Source organism: Psychromicrobium lacuslunae, assembly GCF_000950575.1.
In the GTDB taxonomy this organism is placed as follows: domain Bacteria; phylum Actinomycetota; class Actinomycetes; order Actinomycetales; family Micrococcaceae; genus Renibacterium; species Renibacterium lacuslunae.
The window spans coordinates 2,634,904-2,655,467 of sequence record NZ_CP011005.1 but is presented as its reverse complement, the minus strand read 5'-3'; the positions used below and the strand labels follow the sequence as shown (position 1 = coordinate 2,655,467).

Below are 20,564 nucleotides of genomic sequence, written 5' to 3'. Positions count from 1 at the left end.
TACGAACCACGGGCTAGAGCGCTTGGCGTAGCCAGTGCTCGACGCCGGAAATATGCACGGTGACCAGCGCCCGCGCCAGATCGGCATCCCCGCGCTGCAAGGCTTCGGTGATAGCCGCATGTTCGGAAAGAGTGCGGGAGACCGCCCGTTCCTGAGTTAGACCGCGCCAGATCCGTGCCCGCACGGTGCGGCTGCTCAGCCCGTCCAGCAAGCTGAGCAGATAGCCGTTGCCGGTGGCGGAAGCAATAATGCTGTGGAATTCCAGATCGTGCTGCACTAGATCTTCCACCGGGGTCTGCTCATTCACGCCGACCATGCTTTGCTGCAACTCAGCCAACTGCTCGGCGGTGATCCGATCTGCAGCCAGGGCCGCCGCGGCAGGTTCCAGCGCGCGGCGCACTTCGAAGATCTCCAAAATAGTGGAGTCTCGGTGCAGATCGACAATAAAGGAGACAGCTTCGGTGAGTAATTGAGGTTCTAGGCTGGTCACATAGGTGCCGTCCCCCTGCCGCACGTCAAGCACCCGGATGATCTCCAGAGCCTTGACCGCCTCACGCAAAGAACTGCGCGAAAGCCCCAGCTTCTCGCTCAGTTCCTTCTCTGGCGGTAGCTTGTCACCAGCGGTGAGTTCTCCGCTGAGGATCATCTCCTTGATTTTTGTGATTGCTTGATCGGTGACAGCCATAGCAGAAGTCTATGGTGCGCGGCCGGGATACTGAGGGAGCCGGTACCGAAAGGATCTTCGGTACCGGCTCCCTCAGTTGACCAGTGTGGAGAACTAAAGGGTGACCCACTTCTGGTTAGCGCCACCGTTGCAGTCCCAAAGTTTGAGCGCGGTGCCATCGGCGGTGCTGAAATCGGGTACGTCTAGGCATCGCCCGGGTGTCGAAGCACCGTTCCGTAACTGTCCGTTGTCCCAGGTCCATTGCTGGTTGGTGCCGCCATTACAGGTCCACAGTTCAACAATGGTGCCATTGGCTCCGGTATGCCCCGATGATTCCAGGCAGAGGTTGCTATTGCTGGAGAGCTTGATGGTGCCATCGCTGCCCAAAACCCAGGATTGATTGGCATCGCGAGTGCTTGACGCGGTGGCGAGCACCGCTGCTGCACCGCTGGCCGGCGTCGTGCCCGAGGCGTCGATCACCTTCCCGGCCAGGCCAGAGATCTTGGTGCTGCCCGCCGCGCTACGGGCGGTCAGCGTCAGCGTTTGATTAGCGGAAACGTCATTGCTGCCGCTGGTGCTGCCGGTGTTGTTCACCCAGTTCCGGAACGGACTGGTCTGTGCTGTGTTGCCCAGGCTGAGCACCAGGCCGCTATAGCGATTGACCAGCTGATAGCTTCCGGTCGGCGTGCTGGCCCCACTGCTCGGCGTGCTCAGCACCTTCTGAATGAACCATTGCTGGCCGACATTGCCGCTGGAGAGAGTGGTGACAGTGGGCTTGGTGCCCCAGGCCCGGTTTGTGGTGCTGCTCGAGCTGACACCGAGGGCCAAGCCGGAGGAAGCATTGGTGATGGTGTAGGAACCGTCACCATTAGTGCTGAACTTCCAGCCTTCCAGATTGGATCCAGTGGCGCTATTGATTACGGCGGTGCCATTGCTGCCGCTTTGGGTGAGTAACTGTCCGGAGGCCGAACCGATCAGGTAGGAGGAGCCCGGGGTGGTGAACGAGGCGGCCGGGGTATTGGAGTCGATGGTGACATTGACGTATTCGCCCGAGCTATTGCTGCCACTGGAATTAGCTGAGCAGTCGAAGGAGCAGTAAGAGCGGAAACTCTTGCCGAGGATATTGCCAGTAGTTCCGGTGGCTGAATCCACCATCCAGCGGTACCAGGACTTCTGCGAGTAGTTGGGCGCGCTGCCGATATCGGTCCATTTCTGAGTGGCTAGATCATCGGTGGCGTAGAAGTGCAGTGGCAGGTTTCCTTCGCCGGAAGCTCCGGTGTCGGTCTGCGGTGTGCCGATGTACTTGCCGAGGTAGGCGTTGTAGGAAACATTCATCACGAACAGTGGTGAGGCTTTAAGTTTTCCGGCTGCGATTTGCTGTTGCCACGTGCCGGTGGTCTGCGGGTTGTATTCCTGATTAGCCGGCAAGTAGCCGTTGGGGTATGCGCTGGAGACCGGCATCAGCGTGCTTTCCTGACCACCAATACCGGCGCTCTGCCAACTGCCGTTGTAGTACTTCTGCCAGGAACCCTTGGCCATCTTCTGCGAGATCGGGGCGCGTGCCACATGCGAGGTAAAAGCACCCCAGCCGCCGCCACTGCCCTGATTCACCACGCGCGAGCTGTAATACATGTAGAAGTAGCCGGAGGCGTTATCGACAACGAGGCGCTGATCGCCGTCGCCGTAGTAATAGGTCTGGTTGGGGAAGGCGGTCTTATCGTTCCGGGTAGTGCTGAACGGAGAGGTGACCGCATGGTCCTTGATCGACCACGTTTTACCCTGATCCTTGGAGACCGCGTAATCAATGGAATCCATATGCAGGCCATCACCGAAAGGTGAGGGAGTGAACTCATTGTGCACTAAGCCGTACCAATCGCCGGTATCGGGGTCTACCCAGACACTCGAGAGGTCACAGTAGTTGCGCTGCGCGTACCAGGTGGGTTGTGCCGGGCTTAGATAGCTCGCTTCGACGCCGGTAGGGCTGTTATTGCATCGCCAGGTGGTGTCGTTGTTCTTATCGCTGGAGTTCGCCGGGTTGACGGCATTGCTCAGCGTGCTGGACTTGGTGGCGTTGTCGAAGTTCGTGCCGGTATAGAAGTCCCATTTACGAGGGTCGTTCTGCGCGTAAAGCGCGGCTGACTGCTGAAAATAGAAGGTGCCATCCTTGTCGATATAAGGATTGGCCGGGGTGTCAGTGGGGGTGTTGTACGGCACCACTGTGCCGCTCGTGATGGTGTACGTAGTGGCGGCACTGGCGCTAGTTGCGCCGGTTGCCCCGATGGCGAGGGCCGCGCAGGCGGCGGCACTGAGTATCGCCGGAACGCGCAAGCTGCGTTGCTTGAACATTGGGACCTTCCGGTTGCTGAGACGAGGGACAAAACTGAGGCGAGACAATATTTAAACAAGTTATAGACAAATAATGACTCTTTTTAATCATTTTCGATCACTATCAATCATGTCCTAGTGTCAGGCCATCGCGAGGGAAAAGCAAGAGTTTCACCGAAATTGCTGAGCTGACGGGCGGAATCGACGGGTTCAGTGTGAGGCTGGTACCAGTGTGTGGCGACGCAGCAGCCGATCGGGATACCTGGCGCTCCAGATCACCTCTTGTACTGTGAGAATCTTCCACGGACTCATCCAGCCTTGCGATGGTTTGTGCAACGCATATCCGCCGCCAATGGTCACTGCAGCATGCTGGGCGAGTCCGGCCCGGGAGCGCCAGACCAGAACCGTGCCGGGGTCGTCATCGTGACCGCCCGGAGTCGAGGCTTCGCGCAGCCAGTTTTCAAAAGGTTCCTGGAACATCCAGGTCGAAGCGGCGCCTTCGACGCCGGCGGCGGCCATCACTGCCCCGAAGCAATTGGGCCCGCTGGCTTCGGGATAGCGGCCGGCAAGTTCTTTGGCCCCCGGCAATATTGTCGTCGCTTGCTGCCAGATGCTGACCGGAACTTCTTCATGTCGGCTATTTCGTCGGCCCGCGGCTAGGTAACTGCTGAGCACTTCCTCCTGATGCCCGCTCAATAACGAAGGCCACCAGATAAACCGGTGTCCATCGGCCTGCTCGGCAACTTTTGCGCGGATCGCCGCGGGTGCGCTTCGCACCGAAGGTACGAGCTCGGGATTCGTTGCCAGTTGGCTACGGACCAAGGCAATGCGAACGTTTCGGGGGAGGCCGGAAAATTCTTCCTCGTCCAAGAAAACGCAAACATCTCCGTCGGGAAGGTTGTAAATTTCGAAGGTGTCTCGAGTTTCCGCGGTGATGGATTCCTTCGCCGCGGCTTCTCCGATGCTTCCGGCGGCCTTTTCTTCGAGAATGAAAGGGCGCCGTTGCGGGGCGAACCAGCTGGCTTGGCGGCACAGTAGTTCGGCTGAAACCTGGATCCCTAAGACGTTCATTGTGACTTTCCCCCAACATAAATCGGCTGTGCTTTGCGCCGTGGAACTGAGTCTAAGTCTCTCGCATCCAAACCAGTCGGGTAGGAGTTGACTAGCTAGATTTGCGGGACCGTATCTTATCCACAGCCAGATGATTCATGCGAGTGAGTTGGACTAGGGGCTACCAGGACGATGGAGTAAAGAGAGCGTGACGATCCGTGACGTTTGTCGCTGCGGCACTTTGCTTGCGGCTGTCCGATTGGGTTCTAGTGGTGGAAAACCCTTCCACTCGAATCATCGCCTAGGGAGATCATGACAGCCTCAAGCCTCGAACACCTCGAATTTTGGCAGCGGGCTGCGCGTCGACTGGACTGGGCGACGCCCTGGCACACCGTGCACAGCTGGCAGCCGGCAGACCTGGAGAGTGGTGCGCCGCCGAAAATTGAGTGGTTCAGCGGCGGCACCCTCAATGCCTCGGTAAACTGCGTCGATCGACACGTTGCCGCTGGTCGCGGTGAAAAGGTGGCGCTGTATTTCGAAGGCGAGCCAGGGGATCGGCAGGCTGTCAGCTACGAAGACCTGCACCGAAGGGTCGCCCAGGCGGCGAATGCGCTTGAAACACTCGGAGTAGGCAAGGGCGATCGGGTGGTGATTTACCTGCCGGTGCTTGTGGAGACCGTCGTCATCACCTTGGCCTGCGCCAGGATCGGGGCCATTCACTCACTGGTCTTTGGCGGGTTTTCCGCTGAAGCTTTGCGATTCCGGCTCGCCGACACCGGTGCGAAATTACTGGTCACCACTGATGGCCAATTTCGTCGCGGTGAGGCAGTGCCGGTAAAGCAGCAAGCCGATACTGCGGTGGCTGGCGGTGCGCTTGCGGGCGATAACGCGGTGCAGCATGTTCTGGTGATTCGCCGAACCGGCTCTGACATCGCCTGGACTGCGGGCCGCGATCTCTGGTGGCATGAGTTGGTCGAAACTCAGCCGAGCAGCCACCAGGCGGAAGTCTTCGAGGCTGAAACGCCGCTGTTCATCATGTACACCTCTGGCACTACGGGCAAGCCCAAGGGCCTGGTTCACAGCACCGGTGGTTATCTAACTCAAGCCTCCTGGAGCCACGAATTCTTGTTCTCCCATCGCGATCCTCGCCGCCGCGAGCGAGACGTGCACTGGTGTACCGCTGATCTTGCCTGGGTGACCGCTCACAGCTATGAAATCTACGGGCCATTGCTCAACGGAGTCAGCCAGGTGATCTTCGAGGGCACCCCGAATACCCCGCACCCCGGGCGGCACTTCGAGATTATCGAGCGTTACGGCGTCACCAGCTACTACACGGCCCCCACCCTGGTTCGTGCGCTGATGGGCTGGTTTCCCGACGGTGTGCCGGCCAGCTGGGATCTCTCCAGTATCCACACCCTCGGCACCGTGGGGGAGGCGGTCAATCCCGAAGCTTGGCGGTGGCTGCGAGCGAACCTAGGCCGAGACTCCGGTGGTGACGTGGCTGGCGGCGTGCCAATGGTTGATACCTGGTGGCAGTCCGAGACTGGAGCCACGATAATGTCTCCGCGGCCAAGTGATTCTTCCTTCAAGCCCGGTTGCGCCACCCGGGCGCTGCCCGGGCTGGCCACCGACGTGGTGGATGAGAAGGGTCGGAGGGTTCAGTCCGGGGAGCAGGGGAATCTTGTGGTGACCCAGGCCGGACCGGCGATGGCACGCACCGTCTGGAATGACCCGCAACGCTACCTCGACACCTATTGGCGCCAATACGCGGCGCAGGGCTGGTTTCTGAGTGGAGATGGCGCAAAGTTTGACCGGGATGGGGACATTTGGGTCCTCGGCCGCACTGATGACGTGATTAACGTTTCCGGGCATCGGCTGTCCACTATCGAGATCGAATCGGCTTTGGTCTCGCACCCACAGGTTGTTGAGGCCGGGGTGTGTCCGGTGCCCGATCCCTTGACCGGGCATGCCGTGGTGGCCTTCGTCGTGTTGAAGCCGGATGCTTCCGACGACTATCGGCTTAGCGCCGCGCTGCGGGAGCAGGTCGTGCGCGAGATTGGAGCGATTGCTAAGCCAAAAGCTTTCGTCTTCGTCCCCGATGTGCCGAAAACCCGTTCCGGAAAGATTATGCGCAGGCTGCTGACTCAGCTCTTCGAGGGCGATCAGCTCGGCGATACGACGAGTCTGCAGAATGAGCCTTGCGTTGCCCAGATTGAGGCCATCCTGAAAGCCGGGTCAACCGCAAAGTTCGAAGGCGGCAGGAGCCATATCTGACAGGCGACGGCTGACGGGCGAGCTAGCCAAATTCATCGAATATGTCCGAATAATGTTCGGATGTGGGCTGATTTGACGTGATGTGACGAAATTATTTGCACTCAAGAGACTGTCTCCGCAGAATCAATGAGATAACCAGCTCTGATCGCAACGGAGACCGCCATGCCCGATCACGTCATTGACTTCAGTAGTCCGCTCAAATTTGCCTACTGGGTGCCGAATGTTTCGGGGGGCCTGGTGGTCTCTACTATCGAGCAACGCACCAACTGGGAATTCGACTACAACAAAGAGCTGGCCCGGATCGCCGAAAACTCAGGCTTTGAATACGCCCTCACCCAGACCCGCTATGCGGCCAGCTATGGCGCGGACAAACAGCACGAGGCTACTTCCTTCAGCTTGGCGCTACTCGGCGCGACCGAGCGTCTCAAGGTGATCGCCGCGGTGCACCCGGGAATGTGGCATCCGGGGGTATTGGCCAAGTTCATTATCACCGCTGACCATCTCTCCCAGGGCAGGGCTGCGGTGAACATTGTTTCAGGGTGGCTCAAAGACGAATTTGTTAACTTCGGGCTGGATTGGCTGGACCATGACGAACGCTACGTCCGCACGGGCGAATTCATTGATGTGCTTCGCGGACTCTGGACCGAGCAAGGCTATTCGCAGCGTGGGAAATACTACACCATCAATGATTTCACGCTGAACCCGGCGCCGGTGAGCGTTGGCAGTCGGCCGCATCCGGAGATCTTCTTCGGCGGCAACTCCACTGCGGCCCAGGCAGTCGCTGGCCGGGCCGCCGACTGGTATTTCTCCAATGGTCGGGACCTCGAAGGTTTCAAAGACAATATCGCTGGCGTACTCGCCTCAGCGCGCACCCAACGAGCTGCCCTGGCACCGCCACGATTTGGTCTTAACGGCTTTGTGATTTCCCGCGAGACCGAAAAGGAGGCTCAGGAGACGCTGCGCGAAATCATTGCCAAGGCGCACCGGCCCGCCGTCGAAGGCTTCGCTGCCGCTGTTAAAGAGGCGGGGCAGTCGACGAAAGACGGTAAGGGGATGTGGGAAGATTCCAGTTTCGAGGACTTGGTGCAGTACAACGACGGCTTCCGCAGCAAGCTGATTGGCACCCCCGAGCAAATTGCTGAGCGAATCATTGAGTACAAAAAGATTGGCGTCAATCTCTTCCTCACCGGGTACCTGCATTTTCAAGAAGAACTGGCGGCGTTCGGTCGCGAAGTCCTGCCAATCGTACGAGAGCTTGAGGCCGAGCTGGCCCGCAAGAACGGCACTGAACTGAATACCGAACTGCTGCCGACGGCCACCCTCGCTAAGGCTAGCCGCTAATGGCCGATCGGGAGTTTGGGTTTCGCACCAGGGCGCTGCACGCTGGTGGCACCCCCGACGCTGAACACGGTGCCCGGGCTGTTCCCATCTATCAGTCGACGTCATTTGTTTTTAAGGACACTGATGATGCCGCCAACCTCTTCGCCCTGCAGAAGTACGGCAATATCTACTCCAGAATTGGCAACCCCACAGTTGCCGCCTTTGAAGAACGAATAGCCTCCCTAGAGGGTGGCATTGGGGCAGTCGCAACGTCTTCGGGGATGGCCGCAGAGTTCATTACCTTTGCTGCGCTCGCCCAAGCTGGAGATCACATCGTCGCCTCCGCGAAACTTTACGGCGGCACGATTACTCAACTCGATGTCACCTTGCGGCGCTTCGGCATTGAGACTACCTTCGTTGATTCCACTGATGCCTCCGATTTCGCTGCCGCGGTACGTGAGAACACCAAGGCGATTTACACCGAGGTGGTGGCGAATCCCTCGGGAGACATTGCCGATCTAGCGGGTCTTGCGGAGGCCGCACATCAGCGAGGAATCCCGCTCGTGGTGGACTCGACCATCACGCCACCCTATTTACTGCGGCCGATTGAACACGGTGCGGATATCGTGATTCATTCGGCGACGAAATTCATCGGCGGTCATGGCACCACCCTCGGAGGCGTGGTGGTCGAGAGCGGAACCTTCGATTGGGGGAATGGCAAGTTCCCCTCGATGACCGAAGCAGTACCCAGCTACGGAAATGTCTCCTGGTGGGGCAACTTCGGCGAGTACGGATTTCTGACCAAACTTCGCTCCGAACAGCTACGCGATATCGGTCCGGCACTCTCCGCGCAATCTGCTTTCCAGTTATTGCAAGGAGTGGAGACCTTGCCGCAACGGATGGATAACCATCTAGCCAATGCGCAACGGGTGGCCGAATGGTTAGCGCAGGATCCTCGGGTGAGTTATGTGAATTTTGCCGGTCTGCCATCCCATCCGCAGTATGAACGCGCACGGGAGCTACTGCCACTAGGGGTGGGATCGGTTTTCAGCTTTGGAGTTAAGGGCGGCCGTGAGGCAGGCACCCGATTTATTGAAGCCCTACAGCTGGCAAGCCACCTCGCCAATATCGGAGACGCCCGCACACTGGTGCTTCACCCCGCTTCGACTACTCACCAGCAGCTCTCGGAAGAGCAGCTTGCCGCCGCCGGAGTGCCTGTCGATCTGATCCGGCTATCGGTGGGCTTGGAGGATATCGAGGACATCCTTTGGGACCTCGATCAAGCGCTCGCCGCCAGCCAATTGCGCGGCGAAGCTGAGTCAGAAGTGGCAGCTGCTTGCGCGCTCCCGGAGGCATCGGCGTCGGCCAATGCTGATCCACGACGGAACAGCGACAGCGGAGAGGAATTGGTGAATCAATGAGTTCGCTTGAAGAACGAAAGTGGCTGGGACCCTCCGCCGCCAGCCGATTGAAAATCCTTCGCGATACTCGGGTGATCGCCATTGTTGGAGCCTCGGATAAGCCGAGTCGTGCCAGCTACTTCGTGGCCACCTATTTGCTGGCCTCCACCCATTACCGGGTCTATTTTGTGAATCCGGTGGTTAAATCCATCCTGGGCCAGCCGGTTTACGCCTCGCTTGCGGAGCTTCCGGAGCCGCCGGATTTAGTTGAGGTGTTCCGGAAGTACGACGACCTGCCCTCAGTGCTGGAGGAGGCGAAGACGGTCGGAGCCAAAACCATTTGGCTGCAACTTGGTTCCTGGCATGAGGAGGTTGCCCGGGATGCTGAGGCCGCTGGCCTGAAGGTGGTGATGGATCGTTGCGTGAAGATCGAACATGCCCGGTTCCACGGGGGATTGCGTTTGGCCGGATTCAATACCGGAGTTATTTCCAGTAAGCGTCAACTTCTCGCCTAGCCGCTCTGCCTCCCTAGTGGCTTGCTGAGAGTTTGGAACGTTAGGCATCAGCGGGCGTGAAACCTGGTCACCGCTGCGCGAAGAGATTCCCGCTTTCTATTCCGGCCGCCCGCTTACGCCGGAAATAGTCATTGATGATCACCCGGTACAAATCGGCGTCCGGCCGCGCCCAATTGCGCATTAGCTCACAGCCCAAGGCGAGTGAAGTGATGGGCTGTGCGCCGGCAATCTCAGGAACGGTTGGCCGGTTCACTCCCATCCCGACGGCGACGGTAGAGAGCACGGTGGGAAGCTGATATGAATGAGCCAGTTTTGCCAGCGTGATTGCGCCCAGGTCGATTTCCGCACGGCTGGTCGATCCGACCGTGGCAAACTGGCCCTCTTGGTAGTCGATCATCGCAACGACACAGTTCTCCGGGGTGAGCAGTGAATCTGTCGTAGGGGTGCGAATGGGCTCTGGATCAACTTTTAGCAATGTGCGGACCTCTCAGTGGTGGCTCAGATGGAAACCTCGACAGCCTCCACCCGACTCTCAATACTTTCGACCAGGCCGTGCTTCGTCAAATGGTGGAATGATCGACTTCACGCCGCTCGAGCAGGCTGCCGATCCCTTCAACCACGGTGAGGAATACCTCATCAGTGGCGCCGTCTTTTAACCTGGCGATCGCGGCGTTCCAATTAGCGCCGAGGGAGAATTCGTCGCTGTTCACCTCCGCTAGCGCTCCGGAAAATATCCTGAGGGCTTCGGCTGTGGGTGTGGAGTGGTCCGCAATCGCCATTGCAGCTGCGGACACTGCCCCCGGTAAGTCGGATAATTCAAAATTTGGTCCCGCCGTCTCCACGTTATCGGCAAAGCCGTTCATTGCTACTCGCCAGGTGCTGGCCTCAGCGGGTACCGCGTGAGCCATCCACGCTCGGGTAGCGGAGGAAACTATCAACGCTTGGTTGGCACCGATCTCTGCTGAGACGCGCGCCGCCTCTAGGGCCTGGCTGGCACCTTTTCTGAGCGAACGCAGCGTGGCTTCGTCGGTCACTTGGCGGGCGGTCGCTAACTGGGCGATTGCGGAATAGACCTGGAAGATACATTCCACGTCGGCGGCGGGCGGCTGCGCCTCCTCGGCCCTATCCATCTCCGAGCCGAGGTCATTGTGCCGAGCTTGGTCTACGTCGATCCCTTTAGCCAGAGAGTCCGCCCGCTGATTCAATTCACTCACCATGACAGTCTTCTTTCGTTTGTTGGGGACAGTCACTTTTACTCTGTCGAACCGTCCTCTGAGGCTCAAGGGACACTCCCTCGCCGAAAGGGAAATTCACCCGAAGTTCATTCCTGATTGCTGACCAGCACGCATTGGGGCCAACCCGATTTTTACTCGGATCGGCCCCAACGGAGGGTGAGCATAATTGTGCTGGATTCTGTCCGCCGACCCGTCGGGTCAGCAGGGCTTAGCTAGCTAGCTGGCTGACATCCTGGCTGCTAGTGCGATGCCCGCATTAGCCACGCCTCACCGTCGCGGTGCTGTTCCCAGTATTTAGAACACCGGGGTGACACCGAGCTTGGTGTTGAGGCCAAGCGATCCTGTCGGCGCTGGGTGCATGGGGCTGAATCGAACCTTCAGGGTGTGCGGCTTCCCGTCCGCAGGAAAGGTGTCAGTCTTCGTCTCAGAGACTACGCCCTTAGTTTGCGGATCGTAGCTCCATTTATATGAAACATCGACCTTCTTATAGCCCTGGCCAGGTGGGCACTGCACGCTGATCCAATTCTGGTCGGGCTTCGGCAGGGGTTCAGCATATTTTGGCGGGGTCGTGTATTTAATAGTGCATTCTCGCGGCTGGTAATAAGACGATTTGGTGTGGTTTCCGTTGGTCTCGGTGTAATCCACCATGTCAATTTTTCCGCGGAGCGTGTGCGTGGCATCTTGCGGGATAACTGCAGTCTTTCCGTCGTCCGCTACGGCTCCGGGAGCCACCACAAAACCAGTCACCACTAGAGACAGAGTGGCGAGGGGAAGGAACAATGATCCTAATTTTCTTCGATTCATCGTGAGTAATCTCCTGTGCTAGCGGGTTGACCATCTTTTTCGATCTTCCATCCTGCGGAAAGCACTAAGTCGACCTTGACCGATTTGGGGTCTCCTACCAGTTCTTTTTTGCTAGTCCCGGTTTCGCACTTATATGTTGCGCCCCAGCCCTGCATTTTTATGAAAATTGGTGTGGCGCTCAGGCCTTTTGACTTTGGCTTGATTTTGATCGAATTCTCCTGCGAGAAATCCACGCTTGAACCGTTGGTGTACGTAGTGGTGGTTTGGTGGGTGACAACAAGCGATGCCTTGCCATTAGCCGTGTCCGCGAACTTGGGCGCCCACTCGAGGGTGAACTGAACTCCGCTCATCTTGACAACTTGGACCTGATTGGTGGTTGTCTTTTTATTCGCGACCTTGAGGGTAGTCTCAAGCCCGACGGGTAAATTCTGCGTCGTTCCGGCCGACTCTTCGTAGGAATTCTTTGACTCGAGCACTGGGTAAATTACCCCATCGCAGGGCAGGTTGCTGAGCCCGTCGACAAAATGGGTGCTATTGCCTGGGGGCGGGGCTGCTGAAGCAGTGGAAGCTGAGACTGCTGTGGCAAGACCCAGTCCAGCTGCGAGGGCAATCACTGAGATATAGCGAATAGGTGGCCGCACGATTTACTCCTTAGAAGGAAGGTTTACGGGGTTGGTGCGTTTTTGGGGGAGGGGGTGGCGCTAGCGATTGAGCTTGCTGGCCGCCCCCTCCGTGAGCGACGCTAGCGGAGGAAAAGATTCCACCGGCTCGCTATGGTTTGTGCTGTTAGTTACTACTGGGTGCCGAGGTTGCAGGCACTAGTTTGTTGTCGGTGATCTTGAATATTTGGGTTGTTGAGGCGTTCTTGATCGGGGTGTTGGTGTCGTTGTATCGGTAGATTCGCGACGGTTCTTTACTGGTCACGATGAGGTATTGACCGTTGCTGTAACTCTTGCCATTGAAAGCGGCGACCAGGGATGCGATCGTCTCGTCCCCCTTGACGCTGGCCCGATACACCGTCTTGCCGTCCGCGCCACGTAGCTCGGCGGTGTAGTACTCGATGTGGGGGTAAAGGGCATTAGCTTGTGAGGCGTTGCCGTAAGCCGAAAAGGCGCTGTTTGCGGAGAGGGCCAGGTAACCGCGGTATAAGCTGGCGTAGCCGTGGAACTCAAGTGCTTGGCCCGCATTGACGTCCACCGGTGTGGAAATAACTTCCTGGACGCCGCTAGGGTTCTCAATCACGGCGTATGCTATTCCGGCCCTGACGCCAACCTTGGTCGTCAAAATTCCTGTTCTGACAACTTTGCTGGTGCCACCGGCGATGGTGCTCAGCGCCGAGACAGTGATATTAGCGCTGCTGGTCTGTCCCAGACTGACAGTTCCGCCGGTGTAACTGATCTTTCCGGTAGGTACGTCATAGGTTGGGACCGAGTTTTCAACCACGGTGTCCTTGGCCAGAACGTTTTTCCAGATTTCATTCTTCAGCGCGGGGTAGGCCTTCAAGGCGTTCTTAGTTTGGTCGGTGAGTTCGATGCCCCAAGCGGTGAAGTACGGGGTGAGGTCACGGTTAGCGACCTTGGAGGTTTTCAACGCGAACAAATTCCACTTTTCAGCGTCATCTTTCGGCTGACTTACCCCGAGAGCGTTATCTACTCGGTAGGCCTGAGACAAGCTGGGGTAGAAGTTGGGGCCGAAAGCACGCCGAAGCCCGTCAAACAGTCCTAACTGGACCATTTGAGAAGCCGCTGTATAGTCCTTCTCTACGGCGGAGAGACCGAGGTATTTCTTAATGGCTTCAGCATCCTGATCCATTCGCGGATGGAGAGGGTCAATCTTGCCCTGAATCGCCAAGGCGGAGATGTTGACCGTCACCTCCGTCAAGTTTGAACCTTTGTACTGTGTAGTTTGGTAGGTGTGTCCGGTTTCATGCCAGATCGCCCAAGTTCCGTTACCAGAAAGTAAACGTGCTGCCGCGCCGGTGCTTACCTGGAAGCTGAGCTTTCCTTCGGTCGCATAGGCCAGGCCTGCGCCACTGTCGGGGCTAGAGATGTAGATCCTTGACGGGGTCTTATAAGCGGTCCCGACGGCTTTTTCGGAGAGACCGTAAACCTCATTGGTCCAGCCCCAGACCTGATCCAGCTCAGCTACGGTTTTCTGCAGGTTGAGCTTCTTATCCGCTTGGACTTTCTCTACTGTCCGACGCTGGAAGTCAGCGAAGTAGTGCTCTCCGATGACTGTCGCGAAGGGAGCGTCCGAGAGTGTCTTGAAGTCGGCTTCGAAACCGGCTTGAGTCGATTCGCCCTGAACCCAGACCGGAAGCCTGGAGCCGCCAGAGACCGTGACCTTGGCGCCGGCAGTAGTGGAGATGTTCGTCAGGAAGACAATGCCGTCGCGGTCGGCGGTAATGGTCTGTTCGCCGGCTTTCAACTCGGCGAGTTTCACTCCGACCGCCGCACCGCCGTTATATGCCGAGTAGGGGCCCTCTAAACCGATTCCTACTTGGAGAGCGGGGCTATCCTCTGGCACTGTGATGGCCAGTTGCTGGCCGGACTTGACGAACCTACCGGTGGGTTGCAGGTTTGAATGGCTCATCTGTCGATTTTCGGTGACTTTTGAGGATCTGGCGTCCCCGCGGCCATCGACCCGGACGGTGCTTGTTTTTCCGTCGGAGGAAACGCTGAGCAGCGGGCCGTCAAGCCTGGCTACGGCGTCGGTTGCGGCAGTGTCATTAGCGGTCTGTCCCACTATGGAACTGGGCTGCATGCCTGGTTGTGCTATGGCCAGTTGTGAGCCGGTGCTTGCCAGCACGGCAGCGGCCACCAGGGCTGCAAGGCCCCTGGCGCTGCTGTCAAGATACTTATTTAACACGAGGTTTCTCCAATCAAGATAAGGCGTGGTTAGCGGGGTGGTTAGCCGCGGATGGTGTTGGCGATCCAGGCGCTCGGGGCAGCTAGGGTCACGTTGGTGTAGTTCGCGCCGCCGTGAATATTGGAGGGGCAATTTACTCCATCGATGGTTGAGGCCACCCCGACGATTTGATTGTTGTTTCCGAGGGTTAGTGGGCCGCCGGAGTCACCGTGGTTCGCAATCCCGTTCACGCCCTGGACGTGCACAGCGTCTGCACCCTCGGCATCGGCCGAGACCCCCAGAACGGAAATGTTTGCCCGGTAGAGCCAGTCGGCTTGAGTTTGATTGCATTCCGAACGCAAGCCATAGCCCTGAACAACTCCCGCGTCGTTTTCGGTCGGATCGTAGGCAGCTGCAATGGTTGGGTAGTTAGCCAACCCGGTCGAGGCGGCGAAATGGATCAGTGCGAGGTCTCCATCGGCCCAGGTCTGTACCCGGTCGGCATAAACCCAATTACGCGAATTTTGGCGATCCGCGGTGCTATTAGTGGCCACGCCATTTACGCGAACGGAGAAAAGATCTGCTGCCGCGGCCGTGCCGCCACCGACAGCGGCAACGCAATGCTTGGCGGTGAGCACCCAATGATCGTTAAGTGCTTCGCCGGTGCAAAGACTAAGACGCACACCAGTGGCTGTCCGCTCGGTGATGTTGCCTAGCTGGATGACCCAAGGGTTGTTGTTCTGTTGTCCCCCAATGATGCGCGGGCTCGGAGCTATCCCCAATGCGGCGTTTGCTGCCGGGGCACTAAAGGCGCCCGCAACGAACAACAGGGCCAGTACGCTCAGCAAGCGCACTGCGATAAGTCGTGGGGTATTTTTCACTAAAAACACATCCTCAATCTCTAGGGGTGAAAGGAACAGATTGGTCCTCATCGCGCCCGGAAAGATCGGTGTGTTCAGCGCCATTGCTCTGAACACACCGACTATTTCAAAAGCGAAACATCTGATGATTCAGAACCAGCCATAATCAAAACACAGCTTGAACACAGAAAAAAACTAAGTTACATGAACATTCGGAGACGCTCAGATGACGGCTTGTGGAGATTGCCCGCAGGCTGTCAGGGCATTCTGAATCTGGTGACTTTTGAGGTGGCTTATTCCGTTACGTGGATTATTCTTTTGCTTCCTTTTTCAGGCTAGTCCGGGGAAGTGAGACTCGCTTTGGAGGGGGGAATTTGGCGCTCGGGTCTGATTTGGCAGATTATCCCAGGTCTCCGAAAAATATCATTTCGGCGCACCTGAAAGATACACCGAGGGATCCTGGTATTGTTACGAGTGCTTCCATGGGGAAAGCAAACTTGAATTATTTAGTGCCATCTGCGAATGTGGCACTGCTAACTTCGGTTGGCTGCGTCAGTCCCTGATAATCCCCAAAATGTCCGGGATTGCTGCAGTGTCGTTGCCTGCAGTGAGCCCTCCCGTCAACACCCCTTCGGTGGGAGGGCTCCGCATAAATTCATCCACTCCTGAGCGTGTGGGACGAGAATTTTTCTGGTTAGTTTTGCTGATACTGGGGTAGCTCGGATGGGGTTTTTTGTTGCCTTATTTCGCGATTTATCATTTTCGCTTCAGTAGCGAAAATTTTTGATTTTAAAGTAGCTGAAAATTATAGAATTTGAAATTCCTGTTCTCGTGAAGCGGGGCGAGCTTTTCGTGGCGTGGATGACGCCTGTCGAAGGCGGGGCTGGCTGCGTCTAGTTCGAACGCTCTGATTGGCCTTGCTGAGTTGGCTGGCTGGACGCAGGATCCCTGGCGGGCCTTGGTATTTAATTGCAACCCGCTCCTGCGTTAAAGATAGGATCTTTAATGCGTCTTTAGAGGTGAATTCATGCTTCTCGCATCTATCGGCAACTGGTACCCGGCTATCACCTCCCAGATTTACGAGATTTCGATAGTCTTCGACTGCGAAGGCTCGAGTACGACCTTGCGGGGTCTCAGCGGCTTGAACGCCAAACCTATCCGGCGGGGTAGGTCGTAGCCTATGATCCGCCGGGCGGAAGCAAGCAGCACGAACGCGGTGGTACAAACGGGCAAAACAAAGCCCCAACCAACTTGCGCTGGTTGGGGCTTCTGCCGAGCAATCGGCGGAGACGGGGGGATTTGAACCCCCGGTGGAGTTTTGCCCCACACTTCATTAGCAGTGAAGCCCATTCGGCCGCTCTGGCACGTCTCCAAAGTGCTGGCTCCAGTAGAAGCCTAGAGCCAGCTTCACAAGGTTACCGAACTTACTGCCAAACACGCAAAGTGAGGGCTAGGCGACGGTAGTGCTGGGGTTCTGAAACTTGCTGATGATGCTGTACGGAGCTTCGTCGTTGTAAAAGAGTTTGAGGTTGGCTGCGGATTCGGCAGCTGCGGCTTCCGCGCGCGGAAACATTGCTGTTTCGTAGGATGCCACGGCGGCATTCGCGTCCTCGGGTTGAGCAAGCAGGGCTAACGCAAGTTCTGCACCGTCCTGCATGGCGAGATTTGCCCCCTCACCCGCGAACGGTGACATCAGGTGTGCGGCATCGCCGAGCAGGGTGACTCCGGCGGTGGCTTGCCAAGAATGTCCGATGGGCAATGCGTAGATCGGCCGAGGAGTGACGTCTCCGTCCGAGCGCAGGATGAGTTCAAGTAGTTGAGAGTCCCAGCCTTCGAAGAACCCTGCTAGAGCCCGCCGGGCGGCGGCTGCATCGTGGAAATCTATCCCGCAGCCTTGAATCCAGCTCTCAGCAACCCGGAACGCTAAATAAACCCGGACGCTGCCGTCCCCATTGCGCTGCGCAGAGATCCCCTTTCCGGGGGCATTAACACTCAGGCTGCCGCGGCCCACCAGCGTCGAGAGTTCGGGGTTGCGCTCGTCGATATTGCTGAGACGCAGCTCAATAAAGGAGAGTCCGCTGTATTCGGGTACCGCGGCGGAAAGCAGGCGGCGAACCTTTGACCAGCTTCCGTCGGCACCCACCAGCATTTCGACGATTTCGCTCTCGCCATCGGTGAAGTCAAGGACGTGCCTACTGTCGCCAAGTGAGTGAACAGAATTAATTTTCCGTCCCCAGCTAATCGTGCCCGGCTTGAGCGAATCGATTAGCAGGCCGCGTAGCAGTTTGCGATCAATCTCTGGTCGCCCCTCGCCCTCCTTGAGCTCCGCGCTAGAAATCTCCTCGAAAAGTACCTCACCCCGCTGATCTAAGAACCGCCAATCTTCCCCTTCAGGCCGGGCGAGCTTGGCGAATTCTTCGAATAAGCCCGCCTGCTGCAGGGCAAATTGCCCGGATTCCGCGTGGAGGTCCAGGGTGCCGCCCTGGCTGCGTGCGCTAGGCGACGACTCGAGTTCATAGATTTGCACTTGAGCCCCGTTCTTCTGTAACACGCGGGCCAGGGTGAGGCCGCCTAGGCCAGCGCCAATAATGGTAATCATCAGAGTGTCCTTTCAGAGGCGATATACGTCGATAGTTCAACGATATATCGCTATATTCGAAAAGGGCAAGGTGATTTAGCGCACCATCCGCAGTTCGCGCAAATTCTCCCAATCCTCAACCAGCTCGCTGGTGCCGTCCAGAGCGAAGCCGAGGCGCTGGTAGAACGCAATGGCATTGAGGTTCTCTGCGGCTACCCACAATGACGCCGGACGTTCCGCCAGAGCCGCCTCAAGCAGTGCTCGTCCCAAGCCCTGCTTGTGGTGAGACTGCAAGAGATATAAACCCCAGAGCTCCTCCGGACGCACCGCGTCGGGACCCATTGGCCTGACGCCAGCAAAACCGATAATCACGCCGTCAAGCTCGGCCAACCAGTGCCGGGCTCGTCCCTCCGGAGTAGAGTTCTGCCACATTGCTAACCGGGATTCAGTAGTGACGGCGGCGAGGAACTGCTCAGAAAGTATTCCGGCGTAGGTTTCCCGCCAAGCCTGGGCATGCACCTCGGCGAGTTGGGGTGCATCCTCCGAGCGCATCTGCCTGATTGAGGCCGTCATGGTCGAAGCCGGCTCACAGCTGACCGTCGTTCAAAGCGCGCCAGATGAACTCCAGCGGCGCAGTCGCCAGGCGCGCCCGACCAGCATTATCGGCTGCCCCGGAGTGACCGCCTTCCAGGGATTCCCAATACCAGAGCGGAGAAATATTCATTGACTCCATCCGGGCGGCCATCTTCCTGGCCTGCACCGGGCCTACTCGGTCATCAGAGGTGGCAGTCCAGATGAAGGTCGCCGGATACTCAACCCCCTCCTTGAGCAGGTGGTAGGGCGAGAAGGTCTTAATGTACTCCCACTGCTCGGGGATCTCCGGGTCACCGTATTCGGCGATCCAAGAATAGCCAGCGTTCAGCTTGGTATAGCGCTGCATATCGAGCAGCGGTACCCCGCAGGAAATAGCACCGAACAGCTCAGGATACTGGGTGAGCATATTGCCGACCAGCAGCCCGCCGTTGCTACCGCCCTGGCAGCCCAGCTTGGCAGCTTTGGTCACGCCTCGCTCGATCAGATCCTTGCCGACCGCGGCAAAATCTTCGTAGGCGCGGTGCCGATTCTCTTTGAGTGCGGCCAAATGCCACGCGGGGCCATATTCACCGCCGCCGCGGATGTTCGCCAGCACATAGACGCCGCCACGTTCCAGCCAGGCGCGGCCAATCACTCCGCTGTAGACCGGGGTTCGGGACACCTCGAAGCCGCCGTAACCGGAGAGCAGCACCGGATTCTCGCCGTCGAGCGCAATGTCCTGAGGCGAGACCTGGAAGTAAGGAATCTTGGTGCCATCCAGCGAGGTGGCGAAGTGTTGTTCCACTCGGTAATCGGCTTCATTGAAGAACGACGGTGCCGAGCGCAGCGTGGTGGCTGGGGCAGCGCCCGGCGCAACCGAGCCGCGCAGTAGCGTGCTCGGAGTCAGGAACCCGGTAACGGTGAGCCAATAGTCATCTCCAACGAATCCCTCGGCACCTTCGCCCTCATCATCGATATCTACTGCCGAGACGGTGGCTACGTGCAGCGGTGGGCAGGCATCGAGCTCTCGACTGCTGAAGTTGGCTGCGGGGTCCAAAACCAAAATCTTGGAGGAGACATCGTGCAGTAATTCAAGCAGCAGATAGTTCTTGGTCCACGTCCAGCTTTGCAAGGAAGTGTGGGCGTCAGGTTCGAAGGCCGGAGCGAATTGACGTGAGCCGCTCAGGAACTCCTCAAGGTCAAGCAAATAGAGACCGCCACTGCGCAATTGAGCCTCGCCAATAGCGGTATCGCTCTGCGGCCGGAGTACCAGCCACTCGCGATGTAGTTGGAGGTCAACGTCGACCGGCACCTCGAGAGCTACCCACTCCTCGCCGCGACGCAAGTAGTTGCGGCGGGCGAAGAAGTCGATCACGTCGAGCGCAATATCGCGCTCAAAACCGGGGGTGGAGTCGTGCCGCACGAAGACACCCATATGATCTTCGGGTACTTCGAAATACAGCTCGGCTTGATCAAGTTGCTGACCTCGTTTGAGGATCCGGGAGGTTCGGGGGTAGGACGAGGTGGTCATCGATCCCGGGCCGAAATCTGTCTCGACGATAAGGGTGTCAGCATCCTGCCAGGAGGCGTCGGACTTCGCCACCGGCAGCACAAAGCCGCCCGCTTCTGGATCAACAAAGGCTTTTGCGACGACGTCGAACTCGCGTTGAGTGTGTGCGTCTCCGCCGTCGGGGGAGAGCATTACTAAGCAGCGAGTGTGGGGCTGGCCGGCGGCGGGGCGCAGGAAGTCAGCACCGTGCCATACCCACTGAGTGCCCTCGGTAGCTCCCAGCGCATCGACGTCGAGTACGGTCTCCCAGCTGGGTTCACCTGAGACATAAGAGGCCCAGTCGGTGCGCCGCCACAGCCCACGGGGGTTCGCCTCGTCCTGCCAGAAGTTGTAGTAATGGTTTCCACGCTTGACCACCTCGGCGATGCGTTCCTTGGAGTCCAGCACCTCCAGCACCCGCGACTCCAGCGCTGAATACTCCGGGGTGATCAGCTTTTCCTCGGTTTGGGCGTTGCGCACACGCACCCAGTCGAGCTGTTCATTGCCGTAGATGTCTTCTAACCAGAGGTTTTCATCATCGAGGGAAACTGCTGTTTGAGAGGTCATGCT

Annotated in this window: 16 protein-coding genes and 1 tRNA gene; 4 read left to right on the top strand and 13 right to left on the bottom strand. The window is 58.0% G+C overall.

Annotation, left to right across the window (positions count from 1 at the left end; genetic code table 11):
• Positions 1 to 13 precede the first annotated feature (13 nt).
• From UM93_RS12425 to UM93_RS12415, 3 genes are all read right to left on the bottom strand, one after another.
• The gene (locus UM93_RS12425; protein WP_045075892.1) at positions 14 to 685 is read right to left on the bottom strand and encodes a FadR/GntR family transcriptional regulator; all 672 of its coding nucleotides are present in this window, start codon (positions 683 to 685) and stop codon (positions 14 to 16) included.
• 93 nt (positions 686 to 778) lie between these two features.
• Positions 779 to 3,010, bottom strand: coding sequence for an RICIN domain-containing protein (locus tag UM93_RS12420; RefSeq protein ID WP_045075891.1), 2,232 nt, complete (start codon positions 3,008 to 3,010; stop codon positions 779 to 781).
• A 189-nt stretch (positions 3,011 to 3,199) separates the two neighbouring features.
• The gene (locus UM93_RS12415; RefSeq protein ID WP_045075890.1) at positions 3,200 to 4,060 is read right to left on the bottom strand and encodes a hypothetical protein; all 861 of its coding nucleotides are present in this window, start codon (positions 4,058 to 4,060) and stop codon (positions 3,200 to 3,202) included.
• 291 nt (positions 4,061 to 4,351) lie between these two features.
• Between UM93_RS12415 and acs the strand changes: the two genes are divergently transcribed.
• The 4 genes from acs to UM93_RS12395 all read left to right on the top strand — a co-directional run bounded on the left by acs (position 4,352) and on the right by UM93_RS12395 (position 9,548).
• Complete coding sequence (acs, locus tag UM93_RS12410) at positions 4,352 to 6,313, top strand: acetate--CoA ligase (protein WP_045075889.1); 1,962 nt, start codon at positions 4,352 to 4,354, stop codon at positions 6,311 to 6,313.
• Between the two features lie 162 nt (positions 6,314 to 6,475).
• On the top strand, positions 6,476 to 7,654 hold the full coding sequence (gene sfnG, locus UM93_RS12405) for a dimethylsulfone monooxygenase SfnG (protein ID WP_045075888.1): 1,179 nt from the start codon (positions 6,476 to 6,478) through the stop codon (positions 7,652 to 7,654).
• Positions 7,654 to 9,054: an O-acetylhomoserine aminocarboxypropyltransferase/cysteine synthase family protein gene (locus tag UM93_RS12400; protein WP_045075887.1), complete on the top strand. Its 1,401-nt coding sequence runs from the start codon at positions 7,654 to 7,656 to the stop codon at positions 9,052 to 9,054. The genes sfnG and UM93_RS12400 overlap by 1 nt, the downstream gene beginning before the upstream one ends.
• Positions 9,051 to 9,548, top strand: a complete 498-nt coding sequence (locus UM93_RS12395) for a CoA-binding protein (protein WP_045075886.1) — start codon at positions 9,051 to 9,053, stop codon at positions 9,546 to 9,548. The genes UM93_RS12400 and UM93_RS12395 overlap by 4 nt, the downstream gene beginning before the upstream one ends.
• A gap of 67 nt (positions 9,549 to 9,615) precedes the next feature.
• Here the strand turns inward: UM93_RS12395 and UM93_RS17205 are convergent, their stop codons facing one another.
• The 10 genes from UM93_RS17205 to UM93_RS12345 form a co-directional block, all read right to left on the bottom strand.
• On the bottom strand, positions 9,616 to 10,023 hold the full coding sequence (locus tag UM93_RS17205) for a cysteine hydrolase family protein (protein ID WP_199921747.1): 408 nt from the start codon (positions 10,021 to 10,023) through the stop codon (positions 9,616 to 9,618).
• Between the two features lie 85 nt (positions 10,024 to 10,108).
• Positions 10,109 to 10,765 (bottom strand): hypothetical protein, encoded by a 657-nt coding sequence (locus UM93_RS12385; RefSeq protein WP_045075885.1) that lies wholly within the window; start codon positions 10,763 to 10,765, stop codon positions 10,109 to 10,111.
• A gap of 312 nt (positions 10,766 to 11,077) precedes the next feature.
• The gene (locus UM93_RS12380; protein ID WP_157874143.1) at positions 11,078 to 11,533 is read right to left on the bottom strand and encodes a hypothetical protein; all 456 of its coding nucleotides are present in this window, start codon (positions 11,531 to 11,533) and stop codon (positions 11,078 to 11,080) included.
• A gap of 50 nt (positions 11,534 to 11,583) precedes the next feature.
• The gene (locus tag UM93_RS12375) at positions 11,584 to 12,063 is read right to left on the bottom strand and encodes a hypothetical protein (RefSeq protein ID WP_234399304.1); all 480 of its coding nucleotides are present in this window, start codon (positions 12,061 to 12,063) and stop codon (positions 11,584 to 11,586) included.
• 310 nt (positions 12,064 to 12,373) lie between these two features.
• A complete protein-coding gene (locus tag UM93_RS12370; protein WP_045075882.1) occupies positions 12,374 to 14,455 on the bottom strand; it encodes a M60 family metallopeptidase in 2,082 nt (693 codons plus the stop codon).
• Positions 14,456 to 14,496: 41 nt separating this feature from the next.
• Positions 14,497 to 15,315 (bottom strand): S1 family peptidase, encoded by an 819-nt coding sequence (locus UM93_RS12365; RefSeq protein ID WP_157874142.1) that lies wholly within the window; start codon positions 15,313 to 15,315, stop codon positions 14,497 to 14,499.
• Between the two features lie 1,263 nt (positions 15,316 to 16,578).
• Positions 16,579 to 16,666, bottom strand: a tRNA-Ser gene (locus UM93_RS12360).
• 78 nt (positions 16,667 to 16,744) lie between these two features.
• Positions 16,745 to 17,893 (bottom strand): FAD-dependent oxidoreductase, encoded by a 1,149-nt coding sequence (locus tag UM93_RS12355; protein WP_045075881.1) that lies wholly within the window; start codon positions 17,891 to 17,893, stop codon positions 16,745 to 16,747.
• A 75-nt stretch (positions 17,894 to 17,968) separates the two neighbouring features.
• Positions 17,969 to 18,445 carry a GNAT family N-acetyltransferase gene (locus UM93_RS12350; RefSeq protein ID WP_045075880.1) on the bottom strand — a complete coding sequence of 159 codons (477 nt, stop codon included), beginning with the start codon at positions 18,443 to 18,445 and terminating at the stop codon, positions 17,969 to 17,971.
• A 13-nt stretch (positions 18,446 to 18,458) separates the two neighbouring features.
• Positions 18,459 to 20,561 (bottom strand): prolyl oligopeptidase family serine peptidase, encoded by a 2,103-nt coding sequence (locus UM93_RS12345; RefSeq protein WP_045075879.1) that lies wholly within the window; start codon positions 20,559 to 20,561, stop codon positions 18,459 to 18,461.
• Positions 20,562 to 20,564 lie beyond the last annotated feature (3 nt).

Coding starts and splice junctions, on each gene's coding strand:
- UM93_RS12425 (WP_045075892.1), bottom strand. CDS start 685: ATGGCTGTCACCGATCAAGCAATCACAAAAATCAAGGAGATGATCCTC.
- UM93_RS12420 (WP_045075891.1), bottom strand. CDS start 3,010: ATGTTCAAGCAACGCAGCTTGCGCGTTCCGGCGATACTCAGTGCCGCC.
- UM93_RS12415 (WP_045075890.1), bottom strand. CDS start 4,060: ATGAACGTCTTAGGGATCCAGGTTTCAGCCGAACTACTGTGCCGCCAA.
- acs (WP_045075889.1), top strand. CDS start 4,352: ATGACAGCCTCAAGCCTCGAACACCTCGAATTTTGGCAGCGGGCTGCG.
- sfnG (WP_045075888.1), top strand. CDS start 6,476: ATGCCCGATCACGTCATTGACTTCAGTAGTCCGCTCAAATTTGCCTAC.
- UM93_RS12400 (WP_045075887.1), top strand. CDS start 7,654: ATGGCCGATCGGGAGTTTGGGTTTCGCACCAGGGCGCTGCACGCTGGT.
- UM93_RS12395 (WP_045075886.1), top strand. CDS start 9,051: ATGAGTTCGCTTGAAGAACGAAAGTGGCTGGGACCCTCCGCCGCCAGC.
- UM93_RS12385 (WP_045075885.1), bottom strand. CDS start 10,765: ATGGTGAGTGAATTGAATCAGCGGGCGGACTCTCTGGCTAAAGGGATC.
- UM93_RS12355 (WP_045075881.1), bottom strand. CDS start 17,893: ATGATTACCATTATTGGCGCTGGCCTAGGCGGCCTCACCCTGGCCCGC.
- UM93_RS12350 (WP_045075880.1), bottom strand. CDS start 18,445: ATGACGGCCTCAATCAGGCAGATGCGCTCGGAGGATGCACCCCAACTC.
- UM93_RS12345 (WP_045075879.1), bottom strand. CDS start 20,561: ATGACCTCTCAAACAGCAGTTTCCCTCGATGATGAAAACCTCTGGTTA.